The following is a 24,075-nucleotide window of genomic DNA, read 5'->3' on the forward strand; positions in this document are numbered from 1 at the left end:
CGTAAATCTGGTCGGCTGAATTGTTCGCAGGGAACAAAACATGGGGCATGCAGTTCGGAGGGCCAGCGAACTGGCCCTGGATGAGACGACGGTCACGGCACTTCGGGCCGCGCTGAAGACCACCGCGGACGAGGTCGTCGAGGCGATCATCGACGAGGTCCCTCCCTACGCCAACGCCCTTTCGGGCCGCATGGGTGCCACCATGCGCCGAGCCGTCCGCACCGCCCTGGGGCACTACCTGGACCTCGCGAGCGGGAACGCCACGGGCGGCGACGCCGGTGACGCGGCCTACGAGCTGGGCCGCGGCGAGGTGCGTGACGGCCGTTCGATGGACGCCCTGCTCAGCGCCTACCGCGTCGGTGCCCGCGTGGCCTGGCGATGCCTGGCAGCGGGTGCCGTACCCGCGGGTCTGCCCGCCGCCGAGGTCGCCAAGTTCGCCGAGCTGACCTTCGCCTACATCGACGAGCTCTCCGCCGCGAGCGCCGCGGGCCATGCCGACGAACTGACCGCCCGGGGCAGGGACCACGAGCGCCATCTGGAACACCTGGCCCGCGACCTCCTCGCCGGCGCGAGCCCGGACGTGCTGCTGGCCTCCGCTCAACGGGCCGGGTGGCAGCCTCCGGTTTCGCTGACCGCGGTCCTGTTGCCCGCCGCCCAGGCCCGGCCCGCCTACCGCGCGCTCGACCCGAGCACCCTCGTCCTCGACGATCTGCCGGACGCCGCCGGTATGCTGCTCGTCCCCGATGCCGACCGGTCACATCTCCTGCGGCAGCTGACCGACCGCACCGCCGTGGCCGGCCCGGCCCGGCCATGGACCCGTGCGTCCGCCTCGTACGCACGAGCCGTACGCGCCCGCTCCCTCTCCCCTGACATCCGCGACACCGAGGACCACCTGCCCGAGCTGGTGCTGAGCGCCGACGTGGACGCGTTCGCGGACCTGCGTGCCCGCGCCCTCGCGCCGTTGCGGACCTTGCCTGTCGCGACCGCGCGGCGGCTGGAGGAGACGTTGCGGGAGTGGCTGCTGCACCAGGGCAGGCGGGACGAGGTGGCGGCGGCGTTGTTCGTCCATCCGCAGACGGTCCGGTACCGGATGTCGCAGCTGCGGGAGCTGTTTCCGGATCTCGCATCGCCGCAGCGGGTCCTTGAACTGACGCTGGCGGTCGGTCTTCGGGCCGGCTGACGCGTACGTCGACCCGTCCACGACCGCGTCCGCGAGCGGTCCGGGAATCATGCCTCGTTCCCGATGCCGTCAGCCGGCTCGTGCGGCCCGGGGCGAGCGGTATCAGCCGCTGATAGCCGTTAGCTGATAGCTGATACCGGGGGCGATGTGCAGACCGGACAAGGCCTCGGGAAGCCCGGAGGGGCAGCCGGGTCAGGTCACCAGGAACGGGGGCCGGGCCGCTGGCACCGAGGACCACCGTGGGCGTGGTTCTACGACGGCCCCGCATCGCCCTTCCCACAGGCCAACGGGACGACCGACCGGGCCGGCGCGGCACACCGCGCGAGGGATGATGGGGATGAAATGACGGAACGTGAGGTCAGGAGCTTGCATGGCGAAGCGGGTTCACCGACCCCGTGAGGACGCGGAGTTCAATTTCATCCTCGGGATGAGCGGAGTCCCGGTCCTCGCGTACTTCACCGGGACATGGCCCAAGGCGATCGAGCCCTGCCGGGTGATGGACCTCGTCGTGGGTGGCATCGCCGACGACTACACGGGCCGCCTGACGGTCGTCCGCGCCGACATCACCCGTTGTCCGGCCGTAACCGAGCGATACGGGATCACCGGAGCCCCGTCCTACGTCCTGCTGAAGGAGGGAGAGGCGGTGGCGCACGGCACGGGGCCGATGACCACCGCCGAGGTGCGGGACTTCCTGGACGGCCACCTCTGAGCGGCCGCTGCGGCACGAGGCCGCGACGCCCGTCACATCTCGTCCATGGGAGCTGTGCCGCCTGAGACACGTTGGGGGCTGAGACACCCCAGCAGGTCACATGGATGTCTACCCAACGGCGCTGAGCTGCAACGATGTTGCTCTCGACGCGTCTGGCCCATGGCTCGCCGCGTGCCGTCAGGCGCGGTGACCCCGGTCCGATACGCCCGCCGGGCGGGGATCGCGCGCACGGCGGGACGGCCGCGAGGGGGCTGGACGTATGGGCGGGGGCGGCCAGGTGGACGTGGCGGGATCCGAGGAGCCGTGGGCTGGCAGACTTCGTTCTGTGAAATCCGTGGTGAAGCGAACGACGAGCGACTTGCGGCGGCACAACCGGTCCATCCTCCTCTCCGCTCTGTATGTGCAGGGACCCACCAGCCGGAACAAGCTGACCCGGGTCTCCGGCCTCAGCTCCGCGACGGTGAGCAATGTCGTCTCCCAACTCCTCGCCGAGGGCCTGATCGCGGAGGGCGGTTCGGAGGACTCAGACGGAGGCAGGCCGCGCTCGGTGCTGGAGATCCGTCCGGACTACGGCTCCGTGATCGGCGTGGACATCGGTGAGACGCACGTCCGGATCGGGCTGTTCGACTGGACCCTGTCGGTGATCACCTCCGAGGTCTACCCGATCGCCAGTACCCGGCTCGACGCCGAATCAGTGGCCGCACTGGTGCTCCAGGGCATCTCCGACGTGACCCGCGCCGCGGGCGTCGACCCCGCGGACCTGCTCGGCGTCGGCGTCGGTGTGCCCGGCGCGGTCCAGCCCGACCCGCGGATTCCCGGGCGCATGCTGGTGCACGCGCCGACGCTCGGCTGGTCCGGTGTCGCGCTCGGCGAGATGCTCGCCCCCGGGGTCGCCGCACCGCTCATGCTGGACAACTGCGCGCGGACCCTGGGCCAGGCGGAGATGTGGCGTGGCGTGGGCCAGGGCGCCGACCGGGTGGTCACCGCGCTCATCGGGGTCGGGGTGGGCGCGGCCCTCGGGTCGGGCACGGAGGGCGGCACCACGGGCCTGGCCCCGGCCACGATCGAGTGGGGGCACACGGTGATCTACGCCGGCGGGCTGCCCTGTCGCTGCGGTTCGCGGGGCTGCCTGGAGGCGTACGTCGGAGCCGATGCCATCCTCCACCGGTACCAGGCCACCCTGGGCAGCCAGCCGTTCCACGCCTCCGGGACCGAGGGCCGGCTCGCGGAACTGACGGCGCGGGCGGCCACCGACCCGGTGGCCATGGAGACCCTGGAGAAGATCGGGGAGTACATCGGCATCGGGATCGGCAACCTGATCAACCTGCTCCACCCGGACCTCGTGGTGCTCTCCGGATGGGCGGGCTCGGTGATGGGCGGGGTGGTGCTGCCCACCGTGCGTGAGACGGCCGAGCGGCACGCCCTGTCGTATCTGCGTGGGCGCACCCGGATCGAGGTCGGGCGGCTGGGTCAGGAGGCGGTGGCGATGGGAGCGGCCACCCTGCCGGTGGGGCACCTGCTGTCCTCGGGCGGTCGACGTCCGGAGATCGGATCCGGGTCCGGGGTGGGGTCCGTCTCCGGGACCGTGCCCGGGTCGGGGTCCGGCGCCGGGGCTTGGGCCTAGACCCGCCCGCCCGTAGACCTGTCCGCCCGTAGACCCGCCCGTAAAACTGCTGTGCGGTGGTGCGGTGGGACTGTTGACGTCCGTGACGTTCGCCTCTTAGTTTAAGTCAAAGCCAAAGTCTCCCTGACCTCCGTGGAGTCTTCATGACGTCTCAGTTCCCCGTGGCACAGCTCTACATCGACGGAACGTTTCGCCCGGCATCGTCAGGGCGTACCGCCGACGTCGTGGAGAAGGCCACGGGTGCCGTGATCGGTACGTACGCCCTCGGCGGGGCCGTGGATGTCGGGCGGGCGGTGGCCGCGGCCCGGGCCGCCCAGCCGGGCTGGGCGGCACTCGGCGCTCCCGAGCGCGCGGCGGGCCTGCGGCGGATGGCCGAGTTCTTCCAGGCACACCACGCGGAGCTGGTCGAGCAGAGCATGCGCGAGACCGGCGGGGTGCGGGCCAAGGCCGAGGACGAGGTGTCCACCGGCATCCGTCAGCTGCAGATCTCCATGATCCAGGCGAGCGAGAACGCCGGCGACCTGCTCCCGCCGTACAAGGCGGGCAAGCTCTCGATGTCCCGGGCGGTACCGCTCGGGGTGATCGGTGTGATCACACCCTGGAACTACCCGGTCAACCTGGCCATGCGCGCGGTGGCGCCGGCGCTGGCCTTCGGTAACACCGTCGTGCTCAAGCCCGCCGAGCTGACCCCGATCATCGGCGGCCAGGTACTCGCCGAGGCGGCCCGGGCCGCCGGACTGCCGCCGGGGGTGTTCAACGTGGTGACCGGCGACGGCCTCGACGCGGGGCACGCGCTCGCCGAGCACACCGGCCTGAACCTGCTGGACTTCACCGGCTCCCGTGAGGTCGGCCTCGCCATCGCGGCCTCCGCGGCCGCCACGCTGCGGCCGGTCCGGCTCGAACTCGGGGGCAGCAACGCCTTCGTGGTTCTCGACGACGCCGACATCGACCTCGCGGCCTCGTGCGCGATGGTCGCCTCCCTGGAGTTCCAGGGGCAGACCTGCATCAGCGCCGGCCGCCACATCGTCACCCGCGCGGTGGCGGACCAGTATCTCGACGCCCTCACCCGCCGCGCCGCCGCTCTGCGCGTCGGCGACCCGATGAGCGGCACGGCGGATCTGGGCCCCCTGATCAGCACCCGCCAGCGCGACCGGGTGCACGCCCTCGTGACGGCATCGGTGGAGATGGGCGCGGAGGTGCTCACCGGCGGCACGTTCGACGGCTCCGAGGGGCTGTTCTACCGGCCCACCGTGCTGGCCAAGGTGACGCCCGACATGCCCGCCTTCACCGAGGAGATCTTCGGCCCGGTCCTCCCGGTCACCGTGGTGGACGACGAGGAGGAGGCGGTGGCCGTGACCAACGGGCTCCCCATGCTGATGAACTCGGTGTTCTCCGCCGACCTCATACGGGGCCTGTCGGTGGCCGAGCGGCTCGACGCCGGCGAGGTGCACGTCAACGACGCCCACGCGCGGCACGGCGCGGACGACCAGATGGCGGGCTTCACGAAACGGCAGTGGATCGGTCTCCAACGCACACCGCTCGCCCTGCCGTCGTGGACCGCCGACCCCGCGACCCGTTGATGGCCGCAGAGCGTACGGCGCTGGTGGTCCGCGGTGGCTGGGAGGGCCACTCCCCACGGGAGTGCACCGAGCTGTTCCTGCCCGCGCTGGTCGACGCCGGGTTCGCGGTCACGGTCCGGGAGGACCTGGAGGCCTACGCCGACGCGGACCTGATGGCGCGGACCGATCTCGTCGTGCAGTGCTGGACCGAGGGCCGGCTGACCGAGGAACAGTGCGCGGGGCTCGTCTCGGCCGTGGAGGCGGGCACCGGTTTCGCGGGCTGGCACGGCGGCGTCGTAGCGACGTTCCAGGACTCTCCCGCGTACCTGCGCATGGTCGGCGGCCTGTTCCTGCACCACCCGGCGGAGTTCCTGGAGTACCGGGTCCGGATCGAGCCGGAACACCGGGAGCACCCGGTCGTCGCCGGGCTGCCCGACACGACGGTGGTCACCGAGCAGTACTGGATGCTGACCGACGCGTTCAGCACTGTACTGGCGTCCACCACCGTCGCTCCGGGCGCCGCCGGGCAGGGCGAGCGGCCGGTCGACATGCCCGTCGTATGGACCAGACAGTGGGGGCGGGGGCGCATCTTCTTCTCCGCCCTGGGACACCGGCCGGACGACCTGCGCGAACCCACCGTAAGAGCGCTCACCACGCGCGGACTGCTCTGGGCGGCACGGTGAACGAGCCGGCGGGGGACGAGCGACCGGTCGTGGGACCCGCCGTGGTGGGCCCCTGCCCGACCGGTTCTTCCCTCGCTCCGTCCGCGCCCGCCTGGAGGCGCGTTGCGAGGGCGAGCCGGGGCCGCCGCTGAGGGAGTTCCGCCGCGGCACGCGCGCGTGCCGCGCTCGCCGGGGTCGGCATCCCACTGACCAGCTGGAGTTGTCCATGGGGGACGCCGACAACGTACTGGCCCGGGCGCCGTGACCGCGTGCCCTGGTGCATGCAATGGGCCCGGTCGAAGAGCAGTTGGACGGTGCCGCCTTCGAGTGGGGCATCCAGGTCGGTTCGGCGGCCTGAGCCGTCGCGATCCCGGTCGCGGAGCGCACGGCGGCGATGATCCTGCCAGCCACCGAGGGCGTGCCTACGGCGGCCCGCGAGGACCAGTGGCGCCGCGCCGATCCGGACCCGGCCCGCCGCACCCGGCCATCGGCGACCAGCGCCGTACGGTCGGTGTGGTCGGCGCGTCGAGGATCGGGCGCCGGGTGCAGGAACCGCCACGGCCGTTCGACCTGGAGGTGCTGCTCGGCGATCCGTTCGTCACCGCCGACAAAACGACGGCGCCCGGCCGGCCGGCCGGTCTCGCGGAGCCGTTCACCGTCGGCGACTTGGTCCCGCCGTACGCCCGTCGGGCGAGGTGCGCGCGCCCGGACCGGGACACACCGGCCGTGGAGCCGCGCACCGGCCCCAACATGGTGCTGATCCCGCACCTCGCGCGGCTGGGATCCGCTGCCGTGGACGAGGTCCTGCGGGTGGCCGCCGGGCTGCTCGTCGCCCACCCGATGGAGTGCGACGCGCTGTTCGTATCGGCCTGAGCCGCGATCTGCGGGGGCTCCCGGCCACGCGCCCCGGCGCGTACGGTGCAGGTGATCAGGCGACCCTGCTGTGCGAGCCGGCCCCTGCGTCCGCCGCCCCACGCGGACTTCTTCTCATAAAGAAATCGACACGTCGTAAATCGGTACGTCGGCCATATTGACCCCACCTCAGCCGCGACTTAGCTTAAGTCGAAGTCAAAGTCGGAGCAGGTCGACTGCCGGTCGGCCATGGGTTCAGGTCCCCAGAGGGACCACCGGGCGACGGCCTCACAGGCGGGACGACCGCGGCAGGCCCTCTTCTGACACGAAAGTGAGCACTGGCCAATGAAGACCAGATTCGCCGCAGTCGCAGGCGCCACCCTGGCCGCAACACTGGTTCTCGCCGCCTGCGGGGGAGGCGGCGGGGGCTCCGACAGCGGATCGGCGCCGTCCGGCGGCAAGGTCCGCCTGACCATGTGGGCCTGGGACCCGGGCATGGACAAGGTCGTCGCCCTGTGGAACTCGACGCACCCGAACATCCAGGTCGCCCTCAGCAACCCGGCCGGCGGTGACCAGCTCGTCAGCAAGATGATCACCGCGCACCAGGCGAAGACCGCCCCCGACATCGCGAAGGTCGAGTACCAGTCGCTGCCCGGCCTGGTGGCGAACGGCGTGGTCCGCGACATCACCGCCGAGACGAAGAAGGCGGTCACGGACTTCGACGAGGCGACGCTGGCCCAGACCCGCTTCCAGGGCAAGGTCTACGGCATCCCGCAGGACTTCGCCCCGTTGATGATGTTCTACCGGGCCGACCTGTTCAAGAAGTACGGCCTGAAGGTGCCCACCACCTGGCAGGAGTACGAGCAGGTGGCCACGCAGCTCCATGCCAAGGCTCCCAGCGCCTCGATGACCAACTTCGACGCCGCCGACCCGGGCTGGTTCACCGGCCTCGCCCAGCAGGCGGGAGCGGACTGGTGGACCACGCAGGGCGACTCCTGGCACGTGGACATCAACGGCACGGCCAGTGACAAGGTCGCCGACTACTGGCAGGGCCTGGTCGACAAGGGGCTGGTGAAGAAGAACCCCTCCTTCTCCCCGCAGTGGAACAAGGAGATGAACAACGGCACCCTCCTCACCTGGATCTCCGGAGCCTGGGCCCCGGCGCAGATCGGCGGCATCGCCCCGTCGACCAAGGGGAAGTGGACCGCCGCGCCGCTCCCGGCCTGGACGGCGGGCGACACCACCACCGGCATCTGGGGCGGCTCGGCCATCACGGTCACCACCGACTCCAAGCACCCCGCCGAGGCGGCGGAGTTCGCGAGCTGGCTCAACACCGACGACAAGGCGGTCACGGCCCAGGTCAAGAACATCAACATCTACCCGGCCTCGACCTCGGGGCGCGCCCTGCAGATCCTCGACCAGCCGCCGGCCTTCTTCCCGAACCAGCCGGACTTCTACGCCGAGGTGAAGAAGGTCGCACCCGGCGCCCGCAGCTTCTCGATGTGGGGCCCGAATGTCACAGTGACCTTCTCCGCGTACCGGGACAGTTTCGGCGCGGCGCTGCAGTCCGGGAGCTCGTTCACCGGGGCGCTGGACACCATGCAGAGCAACACTACGGCCGGCATGAAGAAGCTCGGGTTCACCCTGAACTAGCCCGGCCGGCATCAACCAATCACCGAGACCAGTGACTGGCACCAGCCATTCATCCGATGAGGACGATGTCGATGGCGACAAGCATTTCGCGGCGGGGCCGCCGGGCGGGCCACAGCCGGCTGCCCTATCTGCTGGTCCTGCCCGCGATCCTGCTCCTCCTGCTGTTCGTGGTCGCCCCCGGGGGCTACGCGCTGTTCCTCAGCTTCCAGCAGCGCAAGGTCGGCGGGGGCCTGCTGGGATCGGGCAGCAGGACGGTCTTCGCGGGTCTGGACAACTACTCCACCGTGATCCACGACACCGAGCTGTGGCACAGCCTGCTCCGCATGCTCCTGGTCGGCGCGATCACCGTACCGGCGACCGTGCTCCTCGCCCTGCTGTTCGCGCTCCTCCTGGACACGGCGCGAGCCCGGCTCACCCGGTTCGCCCGGCTGGCCATCTTCCTGCCGTACGCGGTGCCCGGCGTCATCGCCACCCTCCTGTGGGGCTTCCTCTACCTGCCCGCGACCAGCCCCATCGGCGGACAGCACCTCGACTACTTCGGCAGCTCGATGGTCTACGTCTCGGTCGCCAACATCGCGGTGTGGGGCGCGGTGGGCTTCAACATGGTGGTGATGTACACGTCCCTGCGCGCGCTGCCGCCGGAGATCTACGAGGCGGCCAGGATCGACGGAGCCTCGGAACTCCAGATAGCGCTGCGGGTGAAGGTGGCCCTGATCCGTCCCGCCATCGCCATGTGCACCCTGTTCACCGTGCTCGCCGCTCTGCAACTGTTCAACGAGCCCAACACGCTGCAGCCGCTGTCGAACGCCATCTCCCTGACCTGGGTTCCCCTGATGAAGATCTACACCGACGCTTTCGTCGACTCCGACATCCACCTCGCGGCTGCCACCTCCGTCGTCTTCGCGGCCGGCATCCTCGCCGTCTCGGTGGTCGTGGGACGCCTCGCGCAGACCTGGTGGGGCGCCGCCGGAGCCGCCGGCAAGGAGGGACGATGACCATCGACACGCCCGCCCGTCCCATGGCATCCCCGGTGACCGTCGCCCGGACCGGACGCCCCCGCCGCGGCCGGATCGCCCTGCTGCCCACCGTGGTGCTGCTGCTCGGAGCCGTCTACTGCCTGGTGCCGACGCTGTGGATCCTGATCGCGTCCACGAAATCGCGCAGCGAGTTGTTCTCCACCGCGACCTATCTGCCGTCGTTCGGCTCGGGGCTGGTGGACAACATCGCCGACCTCTCCTCGTACGACTCGGGCGTCTTCTGGCACTGGATGCTCAACAGCTTCCTGTACGCGGGAGTCGGCGGTTTCGTGGCCACCGCCGTCTCCGCCGCGACCGGCTACGCCATCGCCAAGTACCGCTTCCGGGGCCGGAGTCTGCTCTTCAACACCATCCTGGCGGGCGTCCTCTTGCCACAGGTCGTGCTGGCCGTGCCGCAGTACCTGCTGCTGGCCCGGGTCGGCATCACCGACAGCTACGCGGCGGTGATCCTGCCCCAGCTGTTCAACCCCTACGGCATCTACCTGTGCCGGATCTACGCGGCCGCCTCCGTCCCCGACTCGCTGCTCGACGCCGGGCGGATGGACGGCGCGAGCGAGTGGCGGATGTTCTCGGCGATCGGGCTGCGGCTGATGGCACCCGGACTGATCACCGTCTTCCTGCTCCAGTTCATCGTCATCTGGAACAACTTCCTGCTGCCCTTCGTCATGGTGACGAGCGACGACAAGTTCCCGCTGACGGTCGGCCTGTACAGCCTGCTGCGCCACGGCGCCAACCAGGCCTCCCTGTACTCACTGGTGATCACCGGCACCCTGCTGTCCGTCATCCCTGTCATCGCGCTCTTCCTGTCCCTGCAGCGGTACTGGCGCATCGACCTGGTGACCGGTGGCCTCAAGTAGGCCGAGGTACCGGTGTCGTGACGACGACCCGCGCTCCCGGACGGCACGGTCACCAGCACCTCTCCCGGGCCTCACAGCAGTGCCGCTCCCGTCACCGCCGTAGCCACGAGTACGACGCACATCAGGACGTGGAACGTCACGTCCCGTTCCCGTGAGCGGTGTTCGGCTGTGCGGTCCAGTGTGAAATCGGCCGGGTCGGCGGGCGTGTAGTGGACCGTGACGTCGCGGCCGTACGCGCCGGCGGGGTCAGGGAGGTTCGACGTGCAGTGGGCCGTGACGGCCGTGCCCTCGCGGGTGGTGAACGACACGACCGGAGTGATGGTGGTCCAGGTGTCGCCGTCCTCGTCGACGCCGACGTCCTTCAGGACCGCGACGACACGTCCCGGCACGGTGTCCATCGCGGCCAGTCGCTCGACGCGGCGGTTCTTGTCGCGCACCGCCCCGGGCAGATGAACGGCCCCCACCAGCGCCCACGGTCCGCCGAACCCGATCAGTGCGCACGGCCAGCCCCAGTCCAACGCGGCGAGCACCACCAGGCCGACGTAGACCAGGAAGAGGGCGAGACTCGGCCGGCCCAGGCCGCGGCCGGGCTCCTGCGGGGTGTCGGAGAACCGGTAGGCGTGCGGTCTGCCCGGCGGGTGGCTGAGTCCGACCTCGCGGCCCTCCCAGGCCACGGTGATCATCTCGCCCCGTTCGCCGTCGTTCGTCACGGTGACCTGTTGACCCGAGGCCGGGTCGCGGTGGGTGGCGACCACCGATATGCCGCCCGTCCGGGACCCGCCGTGCCGGGGCGGGCGTACCCGCTCGATCCGTCCGGTGAGCCGGACCGTCCGCTGCGCCTTGGTCACCCCGGCCAGCGACATGCCGTACCCGGTCAGCGCCACCACGCTCCACCCCGCGCACCACAGCACCAGAAACCGGTCCCACCCCATGCGCCCCTCCTCCTGTTCCGTCCGGTCAACTGCCGCTACGGCGCAGCACGTTGCCGTGGCCGTCCGTCTGAAGCGTGCCCGTGCCCCCGCCGCCGGTGACCACGATCGTGAGCCTGAGCGAGCCGGAGACTCCGTCGGCCGTGAGTTGCCAGCTGCGTGGGGATCCGACGCCGAGGGTGGTGCCGGCCTCCTCGACCAGTTCGGGGACGCGATCGTAGGGCAGGGATCGTGGGTCGAACCCGGCGGTCCGCACGCCGGTCGGGGAGAAGACGACCGTCAGCAGGCGGTTCTGTACGACGACGGTGAGCGCCCGGCGCCTGTCCGCGCCCTGCGTCAACTCCTCGACGGCCTCGCGCAGTTCACCCTTGTCGAGCATCGACTGGCCGGGACCGAGGGCGACCGTACCCGTCGCCGACGTCACGGTGATCGATGAAGAGGAGGAGGACGGCGAGGAGGAGATGGACGGCCTGGGGGCGTCGGCCTCGGCGTCGTGGGAGTCGAACAGGTCGGCGCGGAACAGCAGGAGCACGGCCGCCGCGCCGAGCAGTAGCCCGAGGAGAGTGAGGAGCCCGCTGAGACAGCCCCCTGGGGTCTCATCCTTCATGGCCGGACCGGGCACCGAGTCGACCTGGGCCAGGGCCGCCCGATCCTCCCACTCCGGGGTGGGCCGCTTCACGATCCGCGTCTTCCACGGCCGGTCCGGCGGGTACTCGACCACCACGATGCCGCGCGGCCGGTAGTCGGGAAGCTCGACGAGGTTGACGTCCTGCCGTACCTCGACACGGAACGCGGGTGTGTCGTCCGGCGCGACGGACAGTTCGAAGCACACCGGCACATCGCTGGCCTCGCCCGTGAAGGCCTCCCGACTCTCGATCGCCGCGAGCGCCGTGCGCGGTACGACGGCCGCCTCCCGGGCACGGTGCGGCAGCGTGGCGAGGGAGAGGAGAAGGCCGTAGGCGGCGGGCAGGGCCAGGCCCGTGACGATCAGCGGTGTTCTCTCGGCCACGCAGCCACCGATGAAGGCGGTCAGTGATGCCCCGATCACGGCGCCCGTCAGGAATCCCAGGGAGAGGCCGGTGGCGGTCCGGGTTTCCGGGCGGTAGGCCGTCGGTGTCCCGCTGTTCATTTGAGGCCGGAGTGGGAGAGTCCTTCGATGAAGTGGCGCTGGGCCAGGACGAAGACGATCAGCATCGGCAGGACGGTCATCGTGGCGGCGGCGAGCTGGGTGTTCCACATCGGGCCGCCGTAGGAGTCGGCGAAGCGGGTCAGGGCCTGGGGCAGGGTGAACAGGTCCGGTGACGTGAGGTACACGGTGGGTTCCAGGTAGAGGTTCCAGGAGGCGAGGAACGTCAGGATCGCCACCGCGGAGAGGGCCGGTCGGGCCAGCGGGAGGCAGATCCGCCACCAGATCGCGGGGCGGCCGAGGCCGTCGAGGCGGCCGGCCTCCTCCAGTTCGACGGGGAGGGCGATGAAGAACTGCCGCATGATGAACGTGGCCAGCGCGCACGGTCCGGCCAGGGCGGTCACCAGGATCAGCGGCCAGTGCGTGTTGATCAGACCGGCCGATTTGAACAGCTGGAACAGCGGCACGATCGTCACCTCGCTCGGTACCAGCATCCCGGTCAGCACCACCAGGAACAGCGCGTTCGCGCCGGGGAACCGGATCCGGGCGAAGGCGTACCCGGCCAGGCTGGACACCAGCAGCGTGATCAGGGTGACCAGTACGGCGATGTAGACACTGTTGAAGTACTGCCGGGCGAAGGGCTGGAAGGTGAACGCCTCGCGGTACGCGGACAGCGTCGGCGAGTCGGTCCACAGCGACGGCGGGGCCTCGAAGATCTCCGCCAGCGGTTTGACCGACGCGGCGACCATCCAGACCGTCGGCACCACGAAGGGGATCGCCAGCACGCCGAGCGCGATCAGCAGCAGCGCCGGCCGGAGTCTGCCGGTCCGCATTCCGCCCATCGTGTCTCGGTCAGTCCTCATAGAACACCCACTTACGGCGCAGCTGCCATTGCAGCAAGGTGAGCAGCATGACGAAGGACAGCAGCATCAGGGCCAGCGTCGAGCCGTAGCCGATGTCGTTGAACTTGAAGGCCTGTTGGAACACGTAGTAGACGAGGACCGTGGTGGACAGGCCTGGTCCGCCGCCGGTCAGGACGGCGATCTGGGCGAAGGACTGCAGTGCCCCGGCGACCGTGACGATGGCGGTCAGCAGCACTGTCGGGGAGATCATCGGCAAGGTGATCCGGGTGAAGACCGTGCGGCTGTTCGCGCCGTCGATGCGGGCGGCCTCGTACAGCTCCCGGGGCACGCCCTGGAGGGCCGCCAGGAACAGCACCATGTTGATCCCGACGCTGCGCACCACCTGGGTGAGGATCACCGACACCATCGCGGTGTCGCCCTGCTTGAGCCAGTTCGGTCCGTCGATGCCGACGGTGGCCAGCAGGCCGTTGACGCCGCCGTTGTCCTGGAGCAGGAAGCCCCAGACCAGGGTCCAGGCGACCACGGAGACCACCACGGGAGAGAAGAACAGCGTCCGGAACACCGTGACACCGCGGAACTTCCGGTTGAGCAGGACGGCGATCAGCAGTCCGAGGGAGATGTTGACGATCACCACTCCGCCGGAGAACAGCAGAGTCGCCAGCAGCACCTTGGGCAGCTGCGGATCGTCGGCCAGGGCCGCGTAGTGCTCGCCGCCGACGAAGGTCTGCTTGCCGGTGAAGACGTTCCAGTCGTGGAGGCTGTACCAGATCGCCATGCCGACCGGCAGCAGGACGAACACCGCCACCCCGACGAGCTGCGGCAGGACGAACAGGTAGCCGGTCAGTACGTCCCGGCGGCGGGAGGTCCAGAAGGCCGGACCGGCCGGCCCCGATGCGCGCCCGGTCCTGGCGGCGGACCGGGCCGGCGCCCGCTCGACGGCCGGTTCGGCGGCCCGTGTCCCGCTCACTTGGAGAGAAGGGGCTTGATCGCGGTGCAGACCGACTTCAGGACTGCCGGGACGTCGGCGTCGGCGCGCCACATCGCGTCGAGCGCCGTCTTGCCCTTCTGGGCGATCTCCGCCGGACTGGTGTGGTTGGGCAGCGTGACGGCGTCAGGGAGCTGGTCGACCACCGCGTCCTGGAGCTGGGAAGCGCTCAGCACCTTGTTGTTCGCGGCGAGCTTGGCCCCGGTCAGCAGCGACTTCCGGGGCGGCGGGAAGTACTGGGCGAGCTTGGCGGCGTTCTCCGGATCGGTCAGGTAGGCGAGGAAGTCCGCCGCCTGCTTCGGGTGCTTGCTGGAGGCCAGTACGCCCATCCCGGCCTGGCCCAGCACGGAGTACGTGCCCTTGGGACCCGCGGGCAGCGGGTACAGCCCGAACTTGAACTTGCCGGTCAGCAGCGAGGCGCGGGAGACCTGCGCGACGGTGAAGGCCGCGTCACCGGCGAAGAAGTCGGCGGTGGTACCGGGGCCGGGCATCGCCTTGGTCTTGAACGCCGCGTCGTGCAGGAAGGTGAACGCCTGCTGCATCTCGGGGCTGTCGAAGGTGCAGGTCCTGCCGTCCGCGCTCCACGCCGACGCGCCCCAGCCGGTCCACACGGTGGCCAGCGTGTTCCACGCCGTGTAGTCGAAGTCGCGGACGACGAAGCCGGCCTTGCCGGTCTTGGCGTGCACGGCCGCTCCGGCCGCCGCGACCTGGTCCCAGGTCAGGGAGGCCGGGTCGATCTTCTGGCCGGCCTTGGCCAACAGGTCGGTGTTCACGTAGAGGGCGTACGGCGAGTTCGAGAACGGGTACGCGTACAGCGTGCCGTCGCGGCTGAACTCCGCCGTCACGCTGCCGAGCAGGTCGTCGTACTTCCAGCCGGGGGTCGCCTTGAGCGTGTCCGTCAGCCCGAGCAGCGCGTCGGAGGCGATCAGGTCCCGCGACAGGTCGCCCATCCACGCGAGGTCGGGGGCGTTGCCGCCGGCGATCTGGGTGGTGAGCGTCGTGTTGTAGTCGGCGAACGGGAGGCTCTCGAAGGTGATCTTCGCGACGTCGGGATGGGCGGCCCGGTAGGCGGCGGCGATGCTGTCGAACAGCTTCAGCTGGTCCTTGTCCGAGGTCCAGACCGTCATCCGCAGCTCAACTGCCTTGTCGGAGGTGCCGGTTGACGAACCGCCACAGGCCGCGGTCAGCGCGAGGACCGTCGTCAGGGCGACAGTGCTCAGCACCTTTCTGGTTCTGATCATGGGTGGGTTCCTTTCGCGTGCGGGTGCCGGTCCGACTCAGTAGCCGACGACCTCGGGCCAGTGGAGTTCGACGCCGGCCTCTACCAGGCGGTGCTGGAACTGCTCGACGAGTGCGGGTTCGGCGGCGACCTGCTGGGGGCTCAGTCCGCGGTCGAGGCAGAAGGCGGTGAGTTCCCCCGCGGACTCGCCGACGTTCCATTCGACCGGGTGGAGCCGGTAGGCGCCGTTGGTGATGTGGGTGGTGCCGATGTTCTTGGCGGCGGGGATCAGGTTCCGGGTCCGGACCGGGACCAGGGCGCCCAGCGGGATCTCGAACGGCGCGCACTCGACGTCGATGTAGTTGTCGCCGCCCGTCGAGGGGTGCAGGTCGATCCGGTACATCCCGACCCCGACGGACGCGTCGAACCGGGCCGGCCCGTCGGACCCGCGGGCCTTGACGGAGATGTCCTGTTCGCGGACGGTGGTCAGCGCCTTGATCCGGCGGGACTCCCGGATGTACGGGGCCTGCGCGAAGCCGTCGTCGGTGCCCACCAGGTCCCCGCGCAGCCTGAGCCCCGGCCAGCCCCGGCCGCCGTCGGGGCGGGGCGCCTCGGTCTGGAGCCAGTGGACGTAGGCCCGGGACTGCGCCTTGGCCTCGGCCAGGTGCCGCTCCCGATCGTCGGTGTCGATGATCGAGCCGCCGACGTAGTCCAGTTGGGGCCAGTTGGCCAGCACGATGTCGCTGTCGTACAGGCCGTCGGTGAAGGTCTGGCGGGCGGCGATCCGCCGGAACTGCCACAGGTCCCGATCTCCGGCGTCGAACCGCGGATCGCCGGAGACGTCCTGCTCCGGGTTGACGATCATGGTGCGCTGCTCCGGCGCCAGGGTGCGCGGGTTGGGCGCGGTGAACGACAGCATCGGCGCGCCCCAGTAGGGCAGTTCGAAGGAACGCCACTCGTCGTAGTCGTCGGGCCGGGCGATCGTGTGGTCCCCGGGGGCGTGGTCGAAGACGAAGCACCAGGCGATCGACTGCACGTTGGCCGGGTCGGCGACGTCCGGAGCGCTCGGCTCGCCGGTGTCGGACCGCGCCTCGGCGCCGACGACGTACTCGGTGCCGGTCAGCGGCAGCAGGTCACCGGTCTCGGTGCCGTCCAGCACGAACTCCGCGCTGATCACGCTGTGTTGCCCGGTCCGCGGGTCGGCGACCGTGACCGTGCGGACCACGCCGTCCACGGTGTCGGCCGCGACCGGGACCGCGGGTTGCAGGACGGTCAGCCGGCCGCTCGACCGGTACGGCGCGAGGAGGGCCTCGATCACCGCGAGCGCCACCCGCGGCTCGTGGCACAGCCGGCTCACCCGGCCGCGCCCCGGGTTGAGTTCACGGTCCGCGCGGGCCTCGTCCGAGAGCGGGTAGTGGTCCCGGTAGTAGCGGCGGATGTTCTCCCGCAGCGCCCGGTAGCGGGCGGTCACGCCGAACTGCTCCACCCAGATGTGCTCGTCCGGCGGCACCGCCTGCGAGGTCAACTGGCCGCCCAGCCAAGGGTGTTCCTCGGTCAGCACGACCCGGTGTCCACGCTGGAGCAGCGCGAGAGCGGCTGCCACCGACCCCAGTCCGCCGCCTATGACCGCCACCTCTGTGGCGATCCTGTTCACGACTGCCCCGCCGGCCGGGCGGCAATGGTGTCGCCGGCTTCGACCTCGGCCACCAGGAGCCGCTGGATGTCCAGCTCCGCCCACTCCGGCGGGTCGGTGGTGATCAGCTGCTGGAGCAGGGCGAGCGCCTCGGCGGCGACCTGTTTGCGCGGCACGCGAAAGCCCGTCAGTGCCCGTCCGTCGGTGCGATGACCGCGGACCTCACCGAAGGCGGCGACCGAGATCTCGCCGGGCACGTCCACCCCCGCGCCGACCAGCGAGAGGATGACGTCCTCGGTGAGGAAGGCGTCCTCGGCGATGATCAGCGTGGCGTCCGTGGCCCGTGCCAGCCGGGGCAGTTCGGCGACGCGCTCCTCACCCACCAGCATGAACGCCATCCGGCCCGCCGCCGAAGCGGCCTCGACCGCGCCGCGCCGGTCCCGCGCGGTGGCGGTGTCCCGGCCGCGGTGCACATACAGGGCCTGGCGGTGTCCACTGTCCGCCGCCAGGTCGATCACGGCGTTCGCCGGAGTGACGTAGTCGACGCCGACGTACGGCACGGCCGCGGCCGTCTCGTCCCGGCGGCCGACCGCGACGAACGGGAACTGCTCGGCGACCAGACGTTCCAGCTCGGAGCCGACCATCTGCTGGCCGAGCAGGACACAGCCGTCGGTGAGCCGCAGCCGGGTCTTGCGGTGGAACAGACTGCGGGTGCCGTTCTCGACCGGCGAGGAGGTGAAGAGCAGCAGGTCCCAGCCGATCTCCTCGGCCGCACGCTCGATCCCGTTCAGCAGCGGGCCGTAGAAGTCGAGGCTCTCCGGCGACAGGGCCTCCTCGTAGGTGAAGACGCCGATGATCTGGTTGTCCAGACCGGCCAGTCGGCGGGCCGCCGGATCGGCGACGTACGTCGCCTGCTCGATCGCCGCCTTGACGCGCGCCCGGGTCTCCTCCGGGATGCGCACGTTCGTGCCGTCACGGTCGTTCAGCACCACCGAGACGGTGGTCTGACTGACCCCCGCGATCTCGGCGATCTCGCGCTGAGTGACCCGGCGCGGCTTCGTTGGCATCGATCCTCCGTTGATAATGCGTAACTTCAGCGGACGTCGGTGACGTTAAACCGCCCGAAACAAAAGCGCAATACCCCTTGACCGAGGGCGTGTCTGGTTGAGACCGTCCGTGTCACGCCGTTGAAGATAGGCATTATCACAACAGCGCGTGGCCAGACAGGAGCAGACGATGACCACTCCCCATGCCGAAGGCGCCCACCTCAGCCGTCGCCGTCTTCTCGGCGCGGCGCTCGCGGCCGGCGTCGTACTGATCGCCGAGCCCACCGCCGTGACCGCCCATGCCGCGACCGGCGATGTCACCCTGACCGCGGGTGGGATCAGCCTGCTGGCGAGCATCGGCGGCCGGCTCGCCATCCGCGACGCCGCCGGTGTCACCCGCAGCGCCGGGTCGAAGTTCCAGATCAAGGACCAGGCCACCGGCATCCACCTGTCGACCGGCGGCACCCCCGTACTGGCCGCGCTGCCGGACGGGACACCGGCGATCCGGATGGACTACACCTTCGACGCCGCCGCCGGGGCGGCCACCGTCACCGGCTGGTTCAGCGTCAGCACCGGTCACGCCCGGCTGGAGTGGCGGATCACCGGCGCGGACACCCTGCTGCCGGACGGCTTCCTGTTCAGCCGGGCGATCCAGGTGCCGACCGCGCCCGACGACTACATCGCGATCACCGAATGGGTCCGCGACACCGGCGGCGGCATCCCCTACGAGGAGACGGCCGGCGTCGCCCACACCTCGACCTGGGGCAGCCTGCACGGGCTGTTCCTGCTGGACCGCTCACGCCAGGCCTGGACGAACGCGACCTGGATCCACGCCCCGGGAACGGCCGACCCGGCCGGCGGCTGGACCAGCGAGGCCGACTTCTTCTTCTCCGAGACCAGACCGTCGGCCACGGCCACCATCGGCCGGGGCGTCGAACTCGGCCTGGAGCTGACCACCGACAGCGACTTCAACCTCTACGACACCCCCGGCGAGCCGATGCTGCTCACCGCCCTGGTGGCCAACGGCGGCGCCGCCCGCACAGCCGAACTGGAGCTGTCCGTAAGGGACTTCGACGGCACGCAGCTCGCCACCACCACGGTGACCGGCACGATCGCGGCGGCGGGCACCTGGCAGCACACCTTCACCGTGCCCGCGCCGGCCGCCGGCGTCGTGTTCGCCGAGGTCGTCGTACGGTCCGGGACCGACGAGGCGTTCGCCCGGACCAACCTCGCGACCCTGCCGCCGTTCACCTACCAGGCGGGCGCGGACAGCATGTTCGGGATCGCCAACTACCCCTGGCTGCAACGGCCCAGCGCCGACGCCGTACTCGACCTCTGGCGGCGGGCCGGCATCTCGCTGGTCCGTATCGCCTACGAAGGCGGCCCGGGACTGCCGCCCTCGGTATTCGACGCACGGGGCATGCGCCACAACATCGAGCTGCAGCCGGAGCTCGACGTGAGCGACACCGCGGCGGAGGCCTGGGCGGCCGACAAACTGGCCGTGGCGCAAGGGGCCGGAGCGGGTTACTTCGAGGTCGGCAACGAACTGAACCGGCCGTTCAACGAGGGAACGGCCGCCGTGGCCTACCTGAACAAGGCGCTGCGCCCGGTCTTCGACCGGCGGGCCGTGACCGGCGACACCGTCAAGCTGATGAACAACGGACTCGCCGGGATGGACAAGCCCTGGGTGGAGAACTTCATCGCCGCGGGCGGCTGGGACCTGATCGACGCGTTCGCCTACCACCCCGGCCGCGGCAACTTCACCCCGGACTACATACCGCCCGGCGACGACTGGAGCACCGGCTCCGCGGGCACGTACTGGAACTTCTACGGCGGACTGAAGCAGCTCAAGGCGCTGATGGCGCAGCACGGCGCGAAGGAGATCTGGCTGACCGAGGCCTATGCGCCGACGAAGCCGAACAGCTGGTGGCACGACACCTACCGGCACGCCGCCGAGAACGTCCTGCTCACCCTGGCACTGGCGAAGGCCGAAGGCGTCACCTGCGTGTGCTGGTACCAGTTCCACGACAGCGTGCTGGGCATGTCGCAGGTCGCCGACCCGGACAACGTCGAGTACCACTACGGCCTGATGAACCGCGACCTCAGCCCGAAGCCCTCGCTCCTGGCGTACGCGACCGCGGCCCGCGCACTCGACCAGGCCACGTTCCAGGGCCACTTGACCTTCCCCGACCCGCAGACCTTCGGCCTGTGGTTTGACACCCCCGACGGCGCGGCGGTCGTCCTGTGGAACAGGGCCGACGGCTACTTGCTGAACACCGTCGGCGAGCGCGCCGACTGGCACTTCCCCGCCCCCGAGGTCTGGGCCGACCCCTGGCCGACCAAGACCCACCTCACGGTCACCGCCGGCAACGCCGTGCGCGAGCTGGACGCCATCGGCCGCAGCCGCCAACTCCCCACGGCCCAGGGCAAGGTGACCCTCACGCTCGACGGTGCCCCGCGCGTCTTCTACGGCCTGACCCCGGTGGCCGGGCCGGATGGCGACACGCTGGCGGGCTGCTGCTGACAGTCCGCCGAGCCACCCCGTGCCCCCCCCTTCTCCCGAACTCCCGCAACTCCCGCGTCGAAGGAGCAATCAGCCGCATGTCCGTTCCCGGTACCTCGCCGTGGTGGCGCAGCGCCGTCATCTACCAGGTCTACATCCGCAGTTTCGCCGACGGTGACGGCGACGGCGTCGGCGACATCACCGGCCTCCGCTCCCGGCTGCCGTATCTGAAGGCGCTCGGGGTGGACGCCATCTGGATCAACCCCTGGTACAAGTCCCCGATGGCGGACGGCGGTTACGACGTCGCCGACTTCCGCGCGATCGACGGGCTGTTCGGCGCGGTGGCCGATGCCGAGCAGCTCATCGCGGAGGCACACGAGCACGGCATCCGTGTCGTCCCCGACCTCGTCCCGAACCACACCTCGGACCAACACGCCTGGTTCCAGGCGGCTTTGGCGGCCGGCCCCGGCAGCCCGGAACGGGAGCGATACGTCTTCCGGCCCGGCCGCGGCCCCGACGGCACGCAGCCGCCCAACAACTGGATCTCCCAATTCGGCGGCCCGGCCTGGACCCGGCTGCCCGACGGCGACTGGTATCTGCATCTCTTCGCCCCCGGGCAACCCGACCTCAACTGGCAACACCCCGATGTCCACGCCGAGTTCGAGGACATCCTGCGGTTCTGGTTCGCCCGGGGTGTGGACGGCTTCCGCATCGACGTCGCCCACGGCCTCGTCAAGCACCCCGAACTGCCCGATGTACCGGCCCGGTTGGACGCGGCGGACCAGGAACCCCGGCAGCACGTCGACCACCCGCACTGGGACCGCGACGAGGTGCACGACATCTACCGCGCCTGGCGCAAGGTCGCCGACGAGTTCGACGGCGACCGCTGCTTCGTCGCCGAAGCCTGGGCGGACACCCCCGAACGCCTCGCCGCCTACGTCCGCGAGGACACCCTGCACACCGCCTTCAACTTCGACTTCCTCATGGCCGACTGGAACCCGGAGGACCTGCGCGGAGTCATCGACGACTCCCTCACGATGCTCGGCGCCGTCGGCGCACCCGCCACCTGGGTGCTCTCCAACCACGACGTCACGCGCCACCCCAGCCGCTACGGCCGAAGCGCCGCCAAGCGCTGGGTCGCCGGCGAACGCTATGCACCCGGCGGCCCCCTCGACCTGACCCTGGGCCTCCGCCGCGCCCGCGCCGCCGCCCTCCTCACCCTCGCCCTGCCCGGCGGCACCTACATCTACCAGGGCGAGGAACTCGGCCTCCCCGAAGTCGAGGACCTGCCCGACGAGGTCCGACAGGACCCCATCTGGGAGCGCTCCGGACACACCGACCCCGGCCGCGACGGCTGCCGGGTGCCCCTCCCGTGGTCCGGTCAGCACCCCCCGTTCGGCTTCAGCCCCGACCAAGCCCCCGCCCCGCCGTGGCTGCCCCAACCCGCCGGCTGGAACGCGCTCACCGCAGAGGCGCAGACCGGCGACCCGGCCTCCATGCTGGAGCTGTACCGCACCGCCCTGCGGCTGCGCCGCGCCCACCCCGCCCTCGGCGACGGCACCCTGACCTGGCTGGACACGCCCCCCGGCGTCCTCGCCTTCCGCCGGGACCCCGGCTTCGTCTGCGTGGTCAACCTCTCCGCCACCCCGTACACGCTCCCCGACCACTCCTCCGTCCTCCTTGCCGGCGCCCCTGTCGAGGACGGTGTGCTGGCGACGGATCACGCGGTCTGGCTCGACGTCTAGAGCGCCCTCGATTCCCAAGAGCTTCGGAGTGTGTTGGACTGTTGGTATAGTCACTGGACGTACAGTCTGAAGCGGGGGGCGGGAATGGCGAACGGCAGTCCGGCCCTGGACGCCGAACGGGACGCGATCGTCGGCGCGTTGGTGCCCCTCGTCGACGGGATCGCGGCGACGTTCGGGCCGGTGTGCGAGGTGGTGCTGCACGACTATCGGGACCCGGAGAAGTCGGTGGTCGCCGTCGCCGGAGCCCTGACCGGGCGGTCGGCGGGCGGGGCGATGAGCGAGATCGGGCTACGGATGCTCGCGCGCGGGGACGAGGCCGCCGACGAGCTGAACTACCTCACCCGCACCAAGGGCGGCCAACAGCTCAAGTCGTCCACGATGGTCCTCCGGGACTCCACGGGCGCGGTGTTCGGCGCGCTCTGCGTCAACGTCGACGTCACCGCCGTACAGCAGGCGCAGGCCCTGCTGGCCGGGATCGGCGGCGCGGGCGCGGTTGAGACACCGACCACCACCTTCGGCAACGACATCGACTCCGTCGTCGAGGCCATCGTTGACGCCCATCAGCTGCGGCGGGGCCGGACCTGGGTCCAACTCGACCGCGCGCAGCGGCTGGAGCTGTTCCGCGGCCTCGACGAGCACGGGGTGTTCGCCGTGCGCCGGGCCATCGAGCAGGTCGCCGTCCGGCTGGGCATCTCCCGCGCCTCGGCCTACAGCTACCTCTCGCAGGCGCGGGCCGCGACCGGCACCCCCGCCACTTCCGATCCCGCTTCCGATGGAGGAGCCGCGTGACCACCACCCCGCCCATCAGCCTCGACGACGTCCTCAGCGCCGCCGCACAGATCAAGGGCGTCGCGCACCGCACCCCGGTACTGCGTTCGCGCACCCTCGATCAACTCGTCGGCGCCGAGGTGTACTTGAAGTGCGAGAACTTCCAGCGGATCGGCGCCTTCAAGTTCCGCGGCGCCTACAACGCGGCCTCCCGGCTGACACCGGAGGAACTCGCGCGGGGCATCGCCGCCTACTCGTCCGGCAACCACGCCCAGGCGGTCGCCCTCGCCGCCCGCGAACTCGGCACCACCGCGGTGATCCTCATGCCCGAGGACGTCCCGGCCTCGAAGCGCGCCGCCACCGAGGGATACGGCGCCGAGGTCGTCACCTACGACCGCTACAGCGGCGACCGGGTGGCCATCGGCGAGGCCCTGGCCGCCGAGCGCGGACTCTCCCTCATCCCGCCCTACGAGCATCCGCACATCATGGCGGGGCAGGGCACGGCGGCACTCGAACTCGTGGAGGAAGTGGGGGAGTTGGACGCCGTGCTGACGCCCGTGGGCGGTGGCGGGCTGATCGCCGGGACGGCCACCGCCGTCAAGGGGCTGCACCCACGCACCCGGGTGATCGGCGTCGAACCGGAGGCCGGCGACGACACCAAGCGGTCCCTGGAGGCGGGCCGGCGCGTGTCCATCCCGGTACCGCGCACCATCGCCGACGGCCAAGCAGCCGACATTCCCGGTGAGTTGACCTTCTCGGTGAACCGGCGACTGGTCGACGAGATCGCGCTGGTCAGTGACGAGGAGATCAAGGACGCGATGCGGTTCGCCTTCGAGCGGCTGAAGATCGTCGTCGAGCCGAGCGGTGCCACCCCGCTGGCCGCGCTCCTCGCCGGGCGCGTGGGCCGGCTCTCGGGGCGGGTGGGGATGATCGTGTCGGGCGGCAACATCGACAGCGAGCGGTTCGCGTTGTTGTGCGCGAGCGGTTCATCATGACGGTGCCCCAGTAGGGGTTCCCCCGAATGGCGCTCCCGGGTGGACAGGAAGACGATGGAGTGGTGGGGCGCGGCCCCCGCCGGAGCGCCGGTGCCGTTCAAGGATGCCGGGAGACGGAGACCGGCCCCGG

20 protein-coding genes are annotated in these 24,075 nt (G+C 70.6%); 13 read left to right on the top strand and 7 right to left on the bottom strand.

What is annotated here, in order from left to right; translation table 11 throughout:
* The first annotated feature begins 40 nt into the window (after nt 1-40).
* From OG588_RS45045 to OG588_RS45085, 9 genes are all read left to right on the top strand, one after another.
* Nucleotides 41-1,180, top strand: a complete 1,140-nt coding sequence (locus OG588_RS45045; RefSeq protein WP_405952325.1) for a PucR family transcriptional regulator — start codon at nt 41-43, stop codon at nt 1,178-1,180.
* Nucleotides 1,181-1,550: 370 nt separating this feature from the next.
* Complete coding sequence (locus OG588_RS45050) at nt 1,551-1,889, top strand: thioredoxin family protein (protein WP_405952326.1); 339 nt, start codon at nt 1,551-1,553, stop codon at nt 1,887-1,889.
* A 334-nt stretch (nt 1,890-2,223) separates the two neighbouring features.
* Nucleotides 2,224-3,513 carry an ROK family protein gene (locus OG588_RS45055; RefSeq protein ID WP_405952327.1) on the top strand — a complete coding sequence of 430 codons (1,290 nt, stop codon included), beginning with the start codon at nt 2,224-2,226 and terminating at the stop codon, nt 3,511-3,513.
* Between the two features lie 143 nt (nt 3,514-3,656).
* Nucleotides 3,657-5,093, top strand: a complete 1,437-nt coding sequence (locus tag OG588_RS45060; RefSeq protein ID WP_405952328.1) for an aldehyde dehydrogenase family protein — start codon at nt 3,657-3,659, stop codon at nt 5,091-5,093.
* Nucleotides 5,066-5,755: a ThuA domain-containing protein gene (locus OG588_RS45065; protein ID WP_405952329.1), complete on the top strand. Its 690-nt coding sequence runs from the start codon at nt 5,066-5,068 to the stop codon at nt 5,753-5,755. The genes OG588_RS45060 and OG588_RS45065 overlap by 28 nt, the downstream gene beginning before the upstream one ends.
* 423 nt (nt 5,756-6,178) lie before the next feature.
* Nucleotides 6,179-6,607 carry a hypothetical protein gene (locus tag OG588_RS45070; RefSeq protein WP_405952330.1) on the top strand — a complete coding sequence of 143 codons (429 nt, stop codon included), beginning with the start codon at nt 6,179-6,181 and terminating at the stop codon, nt 6,605-6,607.
* Nucleotides 6,608-6,931: 324 nt separating this feature from the next.
* Nucleotides 6,932-8,239, top strand: coding sequence for an ABC transporter substrate-binding protein (locus OG588_RS45075; RefSeq protein ID WP_405952331.1), 1,308 nt, complete (start codon nt 6,932-6,934; stop codon nt 8,237-8,239).
* 65 nt (nt 8,240-8,304) lie between these two features.
* A complete protein-coding gene (locus OG588_RS45080) occupies nt 8,305-9,234 on the top strand; it encodes a carbohydrate ABC transporter permease (protein WP_019057664.1) in 930 nt (309 codons plus the stop codon).
* Nucleotides 9,231-10,133: a carbohydrate ABC transporter permease gene (locus OG588_RS45085; RefSeq protein WP_405952332.1), complete on the top strand. Its 903-nt coding sequence runs from the start codon at nt 9,231-9,233 to the stop codon at nt 10,131-10,133. The genes OG588_RS45080 and OG588_RS45085 overlap by 4 nt, the downstream gene beginning before the upstream one ends.
* Before the next feature lie 71 nt (nt 10,134-10,204).
* Here OG588_RS45085 and OG588_RS45090 read toward each other — a convergent pair whose 3' ends face one another.
* From OG588_RS45090 to OG588_RS45120, 7 genes are read right to left on the bottom strand one after another with little or no spacing between them, the layout of a single operon-like run.
* Entirely contained in the window at nt 10,205-11,065 is an 861-nt protein-coding gene (locus OG588_RS45090) for a DUF3592 domain-containing protein (protein ID WP_405952333.1), read from the bottom strand.
* Nucleotides 11,066-11,090: 25 nt separating this feature from the next.
* Complete coding sequence (locus OG588_RS45095; RefSeq protein ID WP_405952334.1) at nt 11,091-12,191, bottom strand: hypothetical protein; 1,101 nt, start codon at nt 12,189-12,191, stop codon at nt 11,091-11,093.
* Nucleotides 12,188-13,030, bottom strand: coding sequence for a carbohydrate ABC transporter permease (locus tag OG588_RS45100; protein ID WP_405953377.1), 843 nt, complete (start codon nt 13,028-13,030; stop codon nt 12,188-12,190). Before OG588_RS45100 ends, OG588_RS45095 begins: the two co-directional genes overlap by 4 nt.
* Before the next feature lie 10 nt (nt 13,031-13,040).
* A complete protein-coding gene (locus OG588_RS45105; protein WP_405952335.1) occupies nt 13,041-14,018 on the bottom strand; it encodes a carbohydrate ABC transporter permease in 978 nt (325 codons plus the stop codon).
* Nucleotides 14,015-15,277 (bottom strand): extracellular solute-binding protein, encoded by a 1,263-nt coding sequence (locus tag OG588_RS45110; RefSeq protein ID WP_405952336.1) that lies wholly within the window; start codon nt 15,275-15,277, stop codon nt 14,015-14,017. The genes OG588_RS45105 and OG588_RS45110 overlap by 4 nt, the downstream gene beginning before the upstream one ends.
* Nucleotides 15,278-15,313: 36 nt before the next feature.
* Nucleotides 15,314-16,900: an FAD-dependent oxidoreductase gene (locus OG588_RS45115; protein WP_405953378.1), complete on the bottom strand. Its 1,587-nt coding sequence runs from the start codon at nt 16,898-16,900 to the stop codon at nt 15,314-15,316.
* 5 nt (nt 16,901-16,905) lie between these two features.
* Complete coding sequence (locus OG588_RS45120; RefSeq protein ID WP_405952337.1) at nt 16,906-17,955, bottom strand: LacI family DNA-binding transcriptional regulator; 1,050 nt, start codon at nt 17,953-17,955, stop codon at nt 16,906-16,908.
* Nucleotides 17,956-18,124: 169 nt separating this feature from the next.
* Between OG588_RS45120 and OG588_RS45125 the strand changes: the two genes are divergently transcribed.
* The 4 genes from OG588_RS45125 (at nt 18,125) to OG588_RS45140 (ending at nt 23,945) form a co-directional block, all read left to right on the top strand.
* Nucleotides 18,125-20,458, top strand: a complete 2,334-nt coding sequence (locus OG588_RS45125; protein ID WP_405952338.1) for a hypothetical protein — start codon at nt 18,125-18,127, stop codon at nt 20,456-20,458.
* 77 nt (nt 20,459-20,535) lie between these two features.
* A complete protein-coding gene (locus OG588_RS45130) occupies nt 20,536-22,182 on the top strand; it encodes an alpha-amylase family glycosyl hydrolase (RefSeq protein WP_405952339.1) in 1,647 nt (548 codons plus the stop codon).
* An 84-nt stretch (nt 22,183-22,266) separates the two neighbouring features.
* Nucleotides 22,267-22,971, top strand: coding sequence for a transcriptional regulator (locus tag OG588_RS45135; protein WP_405952340.1), 705 nt, complete (start codon nt 22,267-22,269; stop codon nt 22,969-22,971).
* Nucleotides 22,968-23,945 carry a pyridoxal-phosphate dependent enzyme gene (locus OG588_RS45140; RefSeq protein WP_405952341.1) on the top strand — a complete coding sequence of 326 codons (978 nt, stop codon included), beginning with the start codon at nt 22,968-22,970 and terminating at the stop codon, nt 23,943-23,945. The genes OG588_RS45135 and OG588_RS45140 overlap by 4 nt, the downstream gene beginning before the upstream one ends.
* The last annotated feature ends 130 nt before the right edge of the window (nt 23,946-24,075 follow it).

It is taken from the genome of Streptomyces prunicolor, assembly GCF_045162825.1.
GTDB classification, from domain to species: Bacteria; Actinomycetota; Actinomycetes; order Streptomycetales; family Streptomycetaceae; genus Streptomyces; species Streptomyces prunicolor.

Excerpts from the sequence above, each read along its gene's own strand:
- OG588_RS45060 (WP_405952328.1), top strand. The coding sequence starts at position 3,657 with ATGACGTCTCAGTTCCCCGTGGCACAGCTCTACATCGACGGAACGTTT.
- OG588_RS45075 (WP_405952331.1), top strand. The coding sequence starts at position 6,932 with ATGAAGACCAGATTCGCCGCAGTCGCAGGCGCCACCCTGGCCGCAACA.
- OG588_RS45095 (WP_405952334.1), bottom strand. The coding sequence starts at position 12,191 with ATGAACAGCGGGACACCGACGGCCTACCGCCCGGAAACCCGGACCGCC.
- OG588_RS45125 (WP_405952338.1), top strand. The coding sequence starts at position 18,125 with ATGACCACTCCCCATGCCGAAGGCGCCCACCTCAGCCGTCGCCGTCTT.
- OG588_RS45120 (WP_405952337.1), bottom strand. The coding sequence starts at position 17,955 with ATGCCAACGAAGCCGCGCCGGGTCACTCAGCGCGAGATCGCCGAGATC.
- OG588_RS45080 (WP_019057664.1), top strand. The coding sequence starts at position 8,305 with ATGTCGATGGCGACAAGCATTTCGCGGCGGGGCCGCCGGGCGGGCCAC.
- OG588_RS45135 (WP_405952340.1), top strand. The coding sequence starts at position 22,267 with ATGGCGAACGGCAGTCCGGCCCTGGACGCCGAACGGGACGCGATCGTC.
- OG588_RS45110 (WP_405952336.1), bottom strand. The coding sequence starts at position 15,277 with ATGATCAGAACCAGAAAGGTGCTGAGCACTGTCGCCCTGACGACGGTC.
- OG588_RS45100 (WP_405953377.1), bottom strand. The coding sequence starts at position 13,030 with ATGGGCGGAATGCGGACCGGCAGACTCCGGCCGGCGCTGCTGCTGATC.
- OG588_RS45090 (WP_405952333.1), bottom strand. The coding sequence starts at position 11,065 with ATGGGGTGGGACCGGTTTCTGGTGCTGTGGTGCGCGGGGTGGAGCGTG.
- OG588_RS45130 (WP_405952339.1), top strand. The coding sequence starts at position 20,536 with ATGTCCGTTCCCGGTACCTCGCCGTGGTGGCGCAGCGCCGTCATCTAC.
- OG588_RS45085 (WP_405952332.1), top strand. The coding sequence starts at position 9,231 with ATGACCATCGACACGCCCGCCCGTCCCATGGCATCCCCGGTGACCGTC.
- OG588_RS45045 (WP_405952325.1), top strand. The coding sequence starts at position 41 with ATGGGGCATGCAGTTCGGAGGGCCAGCGAACTGGCCCTGGATGAGACG.
- OG588_RS45050 (WP_405952326.1), top strand. The coding sequence starts at position 1,551 with ATGGCGAAGCGGGTTCACCGACCCCGTGAGGACGCGGAGTTCAATTTC.